Origin of the sequence: Fusibacter ferrireducens (genome assembly GCF_015352425.1) — a bacterium.
Lineage (GTDB): Bacteria > Bacillota > Clostridia > Peptostreptococcales > Acidaminobacteraceae > Fusibacter_A > Fusibacter_A ferrireducens.
In genome coordinates this window covers 118,236-132,199 of record NZ_JADKNH010000003.1, presented here as the reverse complement: position 1 = coordinate 132,199, position 13,964 = coordinate 118,236, and the positions used below count along the sequence as shown (strand labels likewise).

10 protein-coding genes are annotated in these 13,964 nt (G+C 39.6%); 4 read left to right on the top strand and 6 right to left on the bottom strand.

The features are described 5' to 3' along the window. Nucleotides 1–2 precede the first annotated feature (2 nt). The 4 genes from ISU02_RS05690 to ISU02_RS05675 all read right to left on the bottom strand — a co-directional run bounded on the left by ISU02_RS05690 (nucleotide 3) and on the right by ISU02_RS05675 (nucleotide 5,799). Nucleotides 3–2,165: an NHLP family bacteriocin export ABC transporter peptidase/permease/ATPase subunit gene (locus tag ISU02_RS05690; protein WP_407646419.1), complete on the bottom strand. Its 2,163-nt coding sequence runs from the start codon at nucleotides 2,163–2,165 to the stop codon at nucleotides 3–5. Nucleotides 2,166–2,195: 30 nt separating this feature from the next. Beyond that, complete coding sequence (locus ISU02_RS05685) at nucleotides 2,196–3,659, bottom strand: NHLP bacteriocin system secretion protein (RefSeq protein ID WP_194700838.1); 1,464 nt, start codon at nucleotides 3,657–3,659, stop codon at nucleotides 2,196–2,198. Between the two features lie 12 nt (nucleotides 3,660–3,671). Next, nucleotides 3,672–4,850 carry an ABC transporter substrate-binding protein gene (locus ISU02_RS05680; protein WP_194700837.1) on the bottom strand — a complete coding sequence of 393 codons (1,179 nt, stop codon included), beginning with the start codon at nucleotides 4,848–4,850 and terminating at the stop codon, nucleotides 3,672–3,674. Between the two features lie 223 nt (nucleotides 4,851–5,073). Further along, nucleotides 5,074–5,799 (bottom strand): FadR/GntR family transcriptional regulator, encoded by a 726-nt coding sequence (locus tag ISU02_RS05675; RefSeq protein ID WP_194700836.1) that lies wholly within the window; start codon nucleotides 5,797–5,799, stop codon nucleotides 5,074–5,076. 164 nt (nucleotides 5,800–5,963) lie between these two features. Between ISU02_RS05675 and ISU02_RS05670 the strand changes: the two genes are divergently transcribed. From ISU02_RS05670 to ISU02_RS05655, 4 genes are all read left to right on the top strand, one after another. Beyond that, a complete protein-coding gene (locus ISU02_RS05670; protein ID WP_194700835.1) occupies nucleotides 5,964–7,166 on the top strand; it encodes a mandelate racemase/muconate lactonizing enzyme family protein in 1,203 nt (400 codons plus the stop codon). 35 nt (nucleotides 7,167–7,201) lie between these two features. Next, nucleotides 7,202–8,551 carry an APC family permease gene (locus ISU02_RS05665; protein ID WP_194700834.1) on the top strand — a complete coding sequence of 450 codons (1,350 nt, stop codon included), beginning with the start codon at nucleotides 7,202–7,204 and terminating at the stop codon, nucleotides 8,549–8,551. Between the two features lie 60 nt (nucleotides 8,552–8,611). After that, a complete protein-coding gene (locus ISU02_RS05660) occupies nucleotides 8,612–9,799 on the top strand; it encodes a mandelate racemase/muconate lactonizing enzyme family protein (RefSeq protein ID WP_194700833.1) in 1,188 nt (395 codons plus the stop codon). A 255-nt stretch (nucleotides 9,800–10,054) separates the two neighbouring features. Beyond that, the gene (locus ISU02_RS05655; RefSeq protein WP_194700832.1) at nucleotides 10,055–10,822 is read left to right on the top strand and encodes an alpha/beta fold hydrolase; all 768 of its coding nucleotides are present in this window, start codon (nucleotides 10,055–10,057) and stop codon (nucleotides 10,820–10,822) included. Nucleotides 10,823–10,960: 138 nt separating this feature from the next. Here ISU02_RS05655 and ISU02_RS05650 read toward each other — a convergent pair whose 3' ends face one another. Together ISU02_RS05650 and ISU02_RS05645 are read right to left on the bottom strand one after the other, a co-directional pair. Continuing rightward, nucleotides 10,961–11,731, bottom strand: coding sequence for a MurR/RpiR family transcriptional regulator (locus ISU02_RS05650; RefSeq protein WP_194700831.1), 771 nt, complete (start codon nucleotides 11,729–11,731; stop codon nucleotides 10,961–10,963). A 211-nt stretch (nucleotides 11,732–11,942) separates the two neighbouring features. Continuing rightward, nucleotides 11,943–13,889, bottom strand: a complete 1,947-nt coding sequence (locus ISU02_RS05645; RefSeq protein ID WP_194700830.1) for an FAD-dependent oxidoreductase — start codon at nucleotides 13,887–13,889, stop codon at nucleotides 11,943–11,945. Nucleotides 13,890–13,964: the final 75 nt, after the last annotated feature.

Genomic DNA, 13,964 nt, shown 5'->3' with positions numbered 1-13,964 from the left:
AGTTAACCTGCCTTTATCAAATTGGCATAAAGGCCTCCAGCATCTCTCAATTGTTCGTGATTGCCACGTTCAAGTATTTTGCCATTGTCCAGTACAATGATTTCTTCACAATCTCTTATGGTGCTCAAGCGATGTGCCACGATGATACAAGTACAGCCTCTTCGGCGTATATTCTCACTGACTATTTTTTCAGTGTTTGGGTCTAGCGCACTTGTGGCCTCGTCCATGATGATGATAGCAGGATTTTTTGCAAGTGCTCGAGCGATCTCTATGCGTTGCCTTTGTCCGCCGCTAAAGTTAACCCCTGCTTCCTGAACGAGACTGTCGTACCCCCCTGGCCTTGAAATGATATCGTCGTGTATACATGCATCTTTTGCAGCTCTGATGACATCCATTTCTGATATTGAATCGTCCCATAGCGTTATGTTATCTCTCACTGTACCGCTGAACATGCAGATGTCCTGATCTACTGCGGACAGAGAATTGGTGGTGATAATCCTTGGAATCGTCGTTCTCAACTTGTCATCAAAATAAATTTCTCCTGACCAAGGCTGCCAAGTGCCAGAAATCAATTTGGCAAGTGTGGATTTACCACTACCTGATCCCCCAACAAGTGCAACCCTTTCACCGGCATTGAGGCGCATATTAAAGTTCTCAATAAGAGGCGGTTCGAGTAAGCTGTAACCAAAAGTCAAATCTTTCACTTCTACAATGCCCTCTAGTCGTTCTTGCCAATGGTCTGCATCCTCTATTTCAATTTGCTCTGTCTCAAGAATTTTATCCTCAGGATATTTCATGACATCGTCTAAGCGGCTCATATCCCCTGCCATCGTTTGAATATCTGACCCCAAATTCACAAGAGCGGTCACTGGGTTTAAAAATCCTCCCATCAAGCTTTGAAAGGCAATTAAAGTCCCCACCGTCATGGCGCCATCGATGATTCTAATGCCACCGATCATGAGGACCAACACTGTGGTTATGCCCGTCATTAACGCGGGTAATGACAACAAGTATTGTCCAGACACACCTATTTCTTGTTGAGCATTGATGGCCTTTGTCTGATAACCAGACCATTTTGCAAAAAAGTCTGATTCCGACCCTGTTGCCTTAAGGGTTTCTATGGTCTGTAGGCCTGACATGGCGGTGCCAATCATCTGGCCAGAATCCTTAAGTAATTTGCTGTTTTGTGCTTCACGTTTTTTTGCCACCATTTTTAAATAGAGCATATTCAATGCCGCTGCAAGAACGCCAATCATTGTTAAAAAGACATCATAGCGCAGCATCAATAAAAAGTAGAATATGATAAAAAAAACATTGAGCACCGCTTTCGTAAATTCTCCAGACAATATTCTCGCAACATTGTCATTACTGGTCATTCTCGAACTGATATCCCCCACATATCTCTGTGAAAAAAATTCCATAGGCAGTCTGAGTACATGCCATAAGAACTTACTCGATGAAGTTAAAGCGATTTTAGTTTCCAGTCTCAAGAGATAATACTCTTGCAACCAGATTAGAAAACTTTGAATCAAAACTGTTATTCCCATGGCCATCAATAAAACCTGAATCCAATCTGATCTACCTGCAAGTAAGATTTCATCGATGAATATTTTGGAAAAAGCAGGAATGATCAAACCGGGAATCACAAGTGCTAGTCCCACAAGCACAACATAGGCCAATGCAACTTCAGAACCTTCTACTCTTCGAATCAAAGCCTTAAACGTATCTGGTTTTTCGCCACCTTCTTCAAATGCATCTGTCTTTTCAAAGGTCAGTGCAATACCTGTAAAAGCCTGATCAAATTCTTCTTCAGTGATGACTCTTTTGCCACTAGCTGGATCGTTTAAGTAGACTTTATTTTTATAGAAACCCTCCAAGACAATAAAGTGATTAAAATTCCAGTGAATAATCATAGGTAAGGGCATCTCTTTTAAAAATTGAGGTTCTTTGCGATATCCTTTGCACTCAAGTCCATGTTTTCGAGCTGCCTTCAAAAGATTGACCGCCTTGCTACCATCTCTTGAAATGCCACATTCAAGTCTTAATTTTTCAAGGGGAACATACTTACCGTGGTAGGCTAGAATCATCGCCAGAGAAGCCGCGCCACATTCTACAGCTTCCATTTGGAGTATCGTCGGTGTATTCGCCGGCTTAAGTTCTTTTATCAAATGTACGCCCTCCTCTCGTCCTTGTTCCTAGTTTATACTCAACTTCTTTTTCACAAAGGGAATCACCATTTCAATAGGTCTTCTATTGTCTACGATAATCGTTCCACTGCATATATTGCCGCTGTCTATTTTCATATTTGGCCCCTTTTGAGTGGACCATTTATAGCCGCTGAAAGTTGAAGCATCTTGAATCAAATTTACATGTACCTCAATTGGCGATAATCCGCCTGTAAGCGTCTGGACAAGTTGTTCATTTCCAAAGGATTGTATCAGATATTGTGTGGAAACTGGATATTCCGATACGGAAGCCACCTCACCGATCATGAAACCGTAATCCTCAACATTTGCAATTGTTGGAGAGATGTGAACGGTCATGCCCTGATGAATTTTTTTACCCACTTCTGGTTTTACAAAGAGCACTGCTTCCAATGTGTTGGCTTCTCTATCGTCTCTTGCAACATTTATAAGTGATGTGCCTGCCTGAATGACATCACCCCTTTTGACATAGACTTCTAACACTTGACCATAGCTCATGGAGACAACTTCAGTACTCTCCTTAAGTGCTTTTACAGCTTTATCCAGTGCCAAATTCATTTCATTGAGCTTTGTGTATCTCAGTTCTTCCAGTTGTGCCTTAAGTTGATCTAATCTGAGTGTGGCTTCTGCCATCTGCGCAGATTCTATTTTTTTAGGGGGTGTGATCATTGCAAGATCATTTTCAATAGATGCCGCTTTACTCTGCGCAGTTCTCAATGCCAGAGCCGAGGCATCCATTTGCAGCTGGGCATTTTGAAACGCCAACTGGGCAGACTCTAAATCTTTCTCACTTAGAGCACCAGAGTTATACAGGACCTCTGCGCGTTCGACTGCCTTTTGAGCCTCATCACGATCTGCTGTGTACTGCTTGAGATTGAGATTGACTTGATCAATGCCAATTTGTGCTTGCTTGAGCTTAATTTTTGTCTGTTCCAGTTCATAAAGATTAGTGGTTTGATTGTCTGCTTGCGTGGCTTCTTCAACATTTAGAGATGCACTGACTTGCTTGATCTCTCTTGCCAAGTCATAAAAAGCTTTCAAATTTGCAGAAAGCGATGTCTTGTCCTCAAAAAAAGTATTGACATCAAAGGTCTCGATCAATTTAATTTCATCTCTGTACTGATTGACCACATCCACGAGGTCGCTTTGTTCAATTCTAGCAATAACATCGCCCTGTTTTACATAATCGCCTGAAACAACACTCACATCTGTAACTTGACCTGAAACAGGATGTGTCACACTGACAACACCTCCACTTGTGGTCAGTAACCCTGCCCCTTCCACTTGCGTGGAAACATTGCCTAAAATGCCCCAAATCAATATCGTAATGAGAATACAGCCTATACCAATCAATGCGAGCCATCCTCTAGGATTAGTAACCGTAATAAGCTGATCGAGCTCTTCTGGAGACGACAGTCTGTCCAATGCTACTTTTCTGAAAATTTGATTAGACATTTGCATCCTCCTCTATTTATGTCCAATAAACTGATATCGGCCATCTTTAATGACTTTCATCAAAATATCTTTCCCAGTCATATTACCTGCATCATCAAAACTGATTGTGCCTATGACACCATTCCAATTATTTGTATTATGAAGTGTAGAAGCCAATTTGAACGGATCAGTCCCTTGTGCTTGATCGATCGTATAGGCGATCAGCTTTATGGAATCATAACCCTGTACTGCCCATGTATCCGCTTTAATCCCGAATTTGGATTCATACGTTTCCCTAAAAGATTTTGAGATTTCACTTTCATCCTGATTGTTATATGTGGTTGCAACGTACAAGCCTTCCCCGACTTTGCCCAGCATCGTTGGCAAATCCTCCAAATCCAACCCATCAGCTGCGAATATAGGCACTTCTTCATCAACTTTTCTCAGTCTGGTTAAGAACACACCTGCGTGCGGCATGGAATCCACTATGAACACAGCATCATAGTCCAGGGCAATCCACTTCTCATATGCCTTTTCAAACTCGAGTTCATTGCTAAAATCGGTTACACGATCCACAATGCTTGCGCCGGATTCGATAAATTTACTTTCAAAAGCTTTTGCCACAGCTTTTCCATAATCATCATCTTCATAAAAAATAACTGCTCGGCTCAGTCCTTGCTTTGCAATGTATTCTGCCATTTGACTGCCCATCTCATAATCACTGAGCGTATTTCGAAATACAAAGTCATATCCTTGCTTGGTCAATTCATCACTGGATACTGCAGGTGATAAAAAGAGAAGTCCTGAATCGTCATAAATTTTAGCCGCTGGAATGGAGATATAGGGTTCCCAGTACCCTATAACCGCTGCAACATCCTTTTGTGAAGCAATCTCTTGTGCCGAGAGTATGCCTTCTCGGAAAGAGCGTTTTTCATCCATCACTTTCGCCTCCAAAAGTCTGCCTTGGACACCATTGTTTGAATTGATCTCTTCTATGGCCATCTGAGCACCATTTACAAATCCTGTATCCGATTTTAATTCTGAGATAGGCCAAACAACACCTATTTTAATATTGCCCGATGCTTTTTCTGCAAAAGATGCTCTTGCTTTAACCATATCCGTTTGACTAAAGCAACCCGTTAGTAAAAATGAAATGGATATGAGCATAGATATAAAAATCAAAACACTCTGGTCTTCCATCTCTTTTTTCATCCGGTCACCTCCCTTCCAGTTTTTTAATTCTATATTGTCAAATTATATCAATATTTTAACAAGAGATATATTATCTCATGCGATACTTTTTCAGAAGATGGCTTGAAAACTTACGTCTTGTCTATCACCGAATATCTGGATATATATTGTATAAATACTGCCTAAAATATGACATAAAAAAACACATCACTCTTGTGATGTGCCATTTTAATCTTCTTTTGCGCTAAAACATCTCTATTGAAAGGGTCTTATAGTAAAAATCCTTACATTTCTCAAAATCTTTCTCGCAGATTGAATTGTAAATTTCCACATGACCATCTGGCTCCTCATCATATTTCTTTTGAAGCCAAAGATCGTTTTTCTTTAATATAATTTCTGAAAGGTATTGTCGAATAAAGTTTCTAGTAAATGCAAATACATCCGCATATACAGAGTTATGACTCATTAGAGCAATTTGATAGTGAAAGAATAAATCCTCATCCACAAGCTTATTTAAAGTCTCTTCTGTAGCATGCTCGCGATAGACCTCCTTGGCTTCTAAATACAGATCTAAACGCAATTTTAGTTCAATTTTATCCTCTTTTGTGGCATTTATAATCGCCAATCGACAACATTCGACTTCTATCAACTCGCGAAGCGCATATATTTCTTCAACGGACTTCCGCTCATAGTAAAAATCCGATACGTTGTGAAACATATGCTCGATAGAAAAATCTTTTACATATGTGCCATCTCCAGCACGTGTTTCAACAACACCAAGTGTACTCAGTGTCTGCAATGCCATACGTACGGTTAATCTATTTACACCATATTGAGCTGATAAATCACTTTCAGAAGGTAATTTCGTACCAGTTGCCCATTCGCCTGACAAAATACCCTCTTTTAAATGGGCACAAACTTGATCCACAGCAGAAATGTGCGTAATTTTTTTACTTTTCATATTTTTCATTTTGCTAACACCTTCGTTATCTTTTATTTTCTCTTTTACTCCATCCATTTTTACATATTTATCAAAAAAAATCAATTTTTAATTTTTATTGACTCGAAGATGCATTTGATGTATGATTCACTTAGCGAACAAGTGAACAAATATTTTAAATGGAGGATAAATTCATGATCATTACAAAAGTAGATATTTTTCAAGTAAACGACCCAGAAAATCCCGTTTGGAAGCCTATCCTTTGCAGAATCTATACGGATGAAGGCATCTATGGAGATGGTGAAGCTGCCATGGCGTACGGTATTGGCTCTACAGGTGCCTATGGCATGGTGCAAGATCTTGCTAAACTCATCATAGGCATGGACCCTCTTGACAATGAAGTCATTTGGAATAAACTGTACAAACAAACTTTTTGGGGACAAAATGGTGGTTGTGTCTTTACTGCTGGCATGAGTGCTATAGATTTGGCACTGTGGGATATTCGCGGTAAGTTCTTTAATGTGCCCGTCTATAAACTCTTAGGCGGCAAAAGGCAAGATCACTTGAGAACTTATGCCAGTCAGCTTCAATTTGGATGGCAACCCTCTATGGAACAGGCACGCACCTTGGAGGATTACATTCGTCATTCCAAAAAAGCGGTCTCAGAAGGCTATGATTGTATAAAAATAGATTTCTTCACGTTTAAAGAAACGGTTGAAGAAGGCGCTTACACTGATATTGAACGCACAACTTTACTCACGCCAGATACACTTGATAAAATTGTGGCCAGAGTTGCCGCTGTTCGTGAAGCCATTGGGCCAAAAGTCGATCTTATAATTGAAAATCATTCTTTTTTAGATGCTCAATCCGCGGTTCAATTTGGTCGTCTCGTCGAAAAATATAATATTTTCTATTTTGAAGAACCCAATACGCCTGACCCGACGACCGCTAAATATATATCTGAACGATTGAATTTCCCTATTGCCAGTGGTGAACGCATTTATACCAGATGGCAATACGCTAAATATTTTGAAAATGCTTCTCTTCAGGTGATACAACCCGACTTGGGCACTTGCGGCGGTATCACAGAGGTTAAAAAGATTGCCGACATGGCGTATACCTATGATGTAGCTGTTCAAATTCATGCTTGCGGTAGTCCGCTCAGTACTGCAGCAGCGCTTCAAATTGAATGTGTCATACCAAACTTTATCATTCATGAACATCATATTGTCAATCTATGCGATTTCAACAAAAAACTGTGTAAGTATGATTATCAACCTGTTAATGGCCGATTTAAAGTACCTGATCGTCCTGGTCTTGGCAATGAATTATCCGATTTTGTACTCAATGGACCTAAAGTCACTATCAGTGGCGATGATATATTTTGGTCCATGTAAATTCAATTTTCAATAATGATTTAGGAGGGGTAATTATGAAAAAAGAGGCTACATTAAATGATGACGGTGTTTTGGGGTTCACTGAATTATGGGCACTTGGTGTTGGACAGGTAATTGGAGCTGGGGTTATCACATTGGTGGGACCTGCCATAGGCTTGACTGGACATTCCGCATGGTTGGCTTACCTTATTGCAGTTGTCATAGGTGCTGTTACAAATTTACCTATTATTATCTTTTCATCTGTAACGAAGTATTCCGGCGGTGATTATTCTATTATCACCATGCTTGGAGGCCAAAAAATTGGCGGTATGTACATCGTGGGGTTCTCTCTGCAAACATTGGGTCTATCTCTGTTTGCAACTGCTTTAGGTCTGTATTTGACATCTATGTTCCCACTGATTAACGGTAAAGTCATTGGCATAGTCTTCTTGTTTCTATTTTATGCGATCAATTTGATGGGGCTGGCAAATATGGCCAAAGTTCAAAAAATAATGAGTGCAATCCTAATCGCCGCTTTGCTCATGTTCATTATTGTTGGCGCCACAAAAGCAGATTTTTCTCAATCTTTTAGTTTTAAAAGTCCTGTCTTCTTCCCGAATGGCAGTAAGGGATTTTGGGCAGCTGTTATGCTTCTGGTCTACTCTTGTCAAGGGTATAAGTACAATGTTAACTATGGTGGACAAACTAAAAATGCCACTAAAAATTTGCCACTTTCAATGTTAGCTGTTATCCCAGTCTTGATGGTTGTCTATACTGGAGCGGCGCTTATTGATTCTGCAGTGTTGCCTTTAGAAGCTGTTGCAGGACAGCCTTTAACACTTGCCGCAAAAACAGTTTTGCCAAATGCGCTCTTTTATGCATTTATGTTTGGCGGTCCTATTATGGCATTACTGACAACAATGAATTCAAGTTACGCCGCAATGGTAGGTCCTTTTTCAAAGGCCTCACAAGACGGATGGTTCCCAGAAAAGCTGGCTTCAACAAACAGCCGCGGTGGTGCTTATATCATACTGACGATACAATTGATCGTGGGTTTAGTGCCAGTCCTTTTAAATTTTTCGGTAATCAAAATTGTCAGCAATATGATGTTGATTACTTCTGTTTATAACTTCTTGTTATTCTATTCGTTGTGGCAAGTCCCAAGAAAAATGCCAGAAAAATGGGCAAAAGCGACTATGCACACAAGCGATGGTGTCTACTACGCAATTATCATAGCAGCGTTTATCGTTCAAGGCATTATTGGCTGGAACTCTATTAAATCTTTGACCCTACCACTGGCGATCTTCAATATTGTAGCATTATTAATTTGCTTCATTTATGCCATTGGCAGACATAATGCACAGAAAACACATGTGGATACAGAAGGCATGTTGGAATTAATTTAGAGTAATAAGTCTTCAAAACTGAGCGTTCAAATCGTAATAGACATGAAAGGATGATTCAAAATGAAAATTACAAAAGTAGAAGTTTTCCACCTGAATACGGCCAACAATAAAATGAATAGCCCAATAGGATGCCGGGTCTATACTGATGCAGGCATCTTTGGTGATGGTGAAGCAGGCATGGCTTATGGCACTGGTGGTAGTGCGGCCTATGGCATGGTGTGCGATCTTGCTAAGGTCATCATTGGCATGAATCCGCTTGAGAACGAAGTGATTTGGGAAAAGATGTACAAGAGTACATTTTGGGGGCAAAATGGCGGTCCAGTTGTCTTCTCGGGCATTGCTGCAATTGATGTTGCACTTTGGGATATTAAGGGAAAATATTTTGGAGTCCCTTGTTATACTCTACTCGGTGGCAAAATGAGAGAAAGCTTACGTTGCTATGCCAGTCAATTGCAATTTGGCTGGGGAAAACTAGATGAACCACAAGTCTGGGCAACTTCTCTTGAAGATTATGCAAACAATGCACGTCTTGCCATTGCGGAAGGCTATGATGCCATTAAGATCGATTTTTTTGATCGAGATGAAGCCGGTAAAAGTTTAAATTCCCTTGATCAAACGGGTTTACTTTCACCTAAAAAACTAAATATGGTAGAATCACGCATTAAGGCTGTAAGAGAGGCCGTTGGCCCTGACGTGGACATTATTATGGAAAATCACTCCTACCCCGATGCCTTGAGTGCGGTACAACTCGGGAAACTTGCTGAAAAATATAATATTTGGGCTTTTGAAGAACCCAATACGCCTTCAGTTAAAACATCAGAGTATATTGCTAAAAACATTTCAATCCCACTTGCCAATGGCGAACGCATTTTCTCACGCTGGCAGTATGCACCTTTCTTTGAAAAAAATCTGATTCAATTGGCTCAACCGGATATTGGCAATTGTGGTGGCATCACTGAAGTGAAAAAAATATGTGACCTCGCCTATATTTATGACGTTGCTGTACAAATTCATGTGGCAGGTAGTCCACTTGCAACTCATGTTGCATTACACCTAGAAGCTGCCATTCCAAACTTTACAATTCACGAACACCATGTTGCAAATCGCATGGATACTTGTAAAAACTTGACAAAATACAATTTGCAACCTGAAAATGGCTATTTTACGGTACCAGATTTACCTGGTATCGGGAATGAATTCTTGCAGTCTGCAATTGATAATGCTTATGAGCACAAGATCATTGAATAGCGACTAAATCTATACTCTAATGATAATTGAATACGATTTCAATCGAAAAATTACGCTTAAAACGTCACTTCTACTGGATGCTATTCTCCTTGTAAAGTGGCGTTTTGTGCATTTTTTAGCAACGTTTTCAATAAGACTATCAATAAGACTCATTTGACAGCTCTGCATACGTTTAATATAATACTTCTATTAAGATAATATTAAGACAACATAAATTATGCGGTGATTTTAGCCCATAAAAAAGGAGTGTATGCTATGTCAATGATGAAAGTAAACGGTATCCACCTCAATGTAGAAGTTAAAGGGGACGGCGAGCCACTGATTCTTATACACGGCCTTGGTAGCGATATTTCAAAATGGGACACTGATTTTCTAAGACTGTCGAAAAAATACAAAACGATTGCATTGGATTGTAGAGGTCATGGTCAATCCGATAAGCCAAAAGAATATACTTTGGAAGATCATGTTCAAGATATTATCTCTCTTATGGATATCTTTAAATTAAAAACTGCAAATCTTTATGGTGTTTCAATGGGGAGTTATATTGCACAAGGCGTAGCCATAGCACAGCCCTACAGAATAAAAAAACTGATTCTTGGTGTTACCAAGACCAACGGACTTACTTCTTCAACTCAACGTCTCATGACGGAACATGCTGAGGCCTTAAAAATATTAAGTGAACAGGAACAGCAGAGGTTTCTACTCAAGTATATTGTACATAATATGCGCATTTTTTTAGAGCATCCAGATGTGCTCAACAGTTCTTTGACGCCAGAAGAAACCATTGCAGCAAATAAGGCCTTAGAACATTTTGATTATCGCGCTGAACTCCACAAAATCTCTGCTGAAACACTTGTCATAAGCGGTAAATACGACGGACTTAATCCACCAGATGAAGGCAAACTAAGTGCCGATCTCATTCCAAATGCCACTTTTATTGAAATGAAGCACTCTGGACATCTTCCGATGCTCGAAGAACAAGCGCTTTTCAGTCAAATTATAGATGACTTTTTAGCCAAGTAAACAAAAAAAATATTGAATGCGTTATGAATCGACTCTTAAAAGTTATTTTTTAAACCTAACTTTTGAAAGTCGATTCTTACTCTAAATTCAATATTTTTGCTCCCAACTTAAAATTTTGTATTCAAGACTTTAAATTTTCTATTCTACAAACTCCTTAAACCGAACCCCAATAACATTCATTAGAATATTCATCATGATGAAGTCTTGTTCGGTTTCTGTTCCCTTAAAGGTAAACCCATAATCACAGTCCAACGGCAAATGCTCGCCATTAGACACAATTGCTAATCGAAAAATTTTCTCCTTACAGGACAACAAGGCGTTTCGATACTGAACAACTGCCGATTTACAGTAGTGAAAGTAAAAGACAATGGTCCCTTCCTCTAATTTAGAAAGTGCCTCATAATGATTATTGGGATCTAAAAAAGCACTGCTTTCTATGCCATATAGCGTCAAATCCACTTGAAAGCGCCATACTTCTTGAGGCATGGGACAACCAATAAAAACAATTTTCTTACACTTTAATAGGTCCTTTATAAACTGATCCAGTTCTTTTTCAACAATACTTGAAGCAAGTACCTCTAAACTCTCATGTAGTTTGGCAAAATAATGTGCTATCGAACTGTCATATTGATCTCGATCTGCATTTGAAGCATATTTGCTCTCAAATCTGTAAGTCAATTTAGTTTGACTCACAAGCTCTGGCAACTTTGAAACGGTTTGTGGGTAATCCATTTTTTTAAAGAATCTCGCCAAAGTTGATGGTGATACATTGCATAAATCTGCTATTTCATTTGCAGTCATCTTATCTAGGTGACGGTAATGCTTTAGCAGACATGTTGCCACTTCATGATAGACATTATTCGTACTGTACGTATTAAACATTTCAATTAAGCCCAATAAGTTAATCATACTTCGCCCCCATACTTTATTTATGAACATCTTATACAGTAATCACTCATAAAATACAATTATTATAGCATTTTCAATCTCATAAATAAACACCACTGAAGCCATCTCGCGATGCCTCAAAACAATTTTCATAAACTATAAAATAAAACCTCCCGACTGAAGCTAGTCAAAGGAGGTTCTATCTATTTCAATTTCCTCTATTTTTTCTTATCTATTTACCATTTACAAATTCAGCTGCGTTGATCCCTGCCAATCTACCTGAGGTATAGGCAAATCCAAGCGTGCCACCTTCGAAGTCTACATAGGATAAACCATACATCCCGCCTGCATCAGCTCCAGCCACATATAACCCTTGAATCGGCATAAAGTTTTCATCTACTGCTTGAATCTTTTCATTGATTTTAACACCACCTAAGGTCGTCAGATTACGTGCCGAGTATTTAACCGCATAGTACGGCCCACTGACAACAGGTACTAAGCGTGTCACATCTGAGAAGAACAACTCATCTTTTCCAGATTCAATTGCATGATTGTATTGAGCCACTGAATTGCTAAAAGTTTCATAATCAACATTCATATTTTTTGCCAGTTCTTCAAGAGTATCGCCTTTGTATACAGCACCAGATCCAACTGCCGCATCCAGTAAAGGGACATAATCGGTTGGCGTTTTTTCTTTCTCTATAAGCGTGTCCGTATCATTGGGCTCGTTGAATTCCATATAAAATTGTCTATTATCTTTCCAAATACCGTAGTGATCTTCAACGGATACATATCCCTTGGTTGCAATTTGATTCAATACGCTGGAATCTAAAATAAGGAATTCCGTTTGTTGCGGTTGCATGTGAATTTGAGCACCATGAATTGCAAAATCTGAAACTGTTGTCTCATCAGAGAAACGTTGGCCAAAATTATTTACTCTGAGATGAGGATAGAACGAAAACGCGGTTAAAGAAAACCAATCATCGCCTAACGTGCTTATCAAAGATCCAAATACCTCTGGAGAAAAAGTCTGCCAAAAGTACTGCGTGGTCCCAATGCCTAATTCGTCTGCACCTGCATCCCAAGCCATTTTTATGCCATCACCAAGGTTTGATGAAACTTCACCGAAAGAGAAATTGGCACCCAAATATTTTCTGAGCATTTCTTCGTTACCGCCAAATCCACCTGTGGCAAGAACAACTGCCTTAGCATTGATTTTCAACTCAGTGCCATCTTCCTTTTTAGCCATAACGCCAATGATTTTGCCATCAGCATCTTTAATCAAATCTGTTGCTGGCGTTGAAAACATAACGGTTCCACCATTGCCTTTAAATGACTCCACAAGTTTCGAGACCGCCACAGCGCCTCCTTCTGCATAGCCATGCAAAGTTGCCGGCATGCCGATATGCTCATAACTTGCACCTGAACCCGCATCCACTAAGTTAAGCTTACAACCGTTTTGAATTAACCAATTGACGGTTTCACTGGATTCGTCTATAATCTTTCTGACCAATAATGAATTCATATAGCCTGAAGATGAGGTTACATATTCATCATAAAGCCATTCCTTGCTCACCGTTTTACCAGCCGCCTTTTGAAGATCACTTTCAGCTGCAAAAAGACCACCTGCAAGTGTACCAGCCCCCATAGGTTTAGCTGTTTTTTCAAGAAGCAATACACTTTGAGAGTATTCACTTGCTGCAAGTGCTGCCGCAGTTCCCGCAGCTCCAGCGCCAACCACAACGATATCGTAATTCACTTCTTCGGTTGGTACAGCCGCAGCCACCTCAGTTTTTACCTTTAATGCTTCAACATCACCACCAGCTTGTACAACACAGTCTTCAACTGCTTTTAAAATCGCCTCGCTTGAAAGTGATGCACCACTGACAGCATCAACAGCTAACGTCTGCCCTGATACAATTTTTTCTGGGATAATCTCTAATGCCCCTTCAGAAATCCCCTCTGTTTCATTTTCTCCATTTACCTTTACAGACTCAATTTTATCTGCAGTAAAAACGACTTCAACTTCGATAGGACCATTTTTCCCATTAGCAGTTGCCGTATAAGTACCTGCTTTATACTTGGATGCCGTTTCACTTTTTTGGCAAGCAGATACACTTAAAACCATAGTTAAGCAAAGTAAAATACTTAACATTTTTTTTAAATTTGTCTTCATCATTTCACGCCCCTTATTTTTCTGTGATTCTTAACGTTATTTCTTGCTTGTTAATTTTATCACAGTGTCAAATAATTT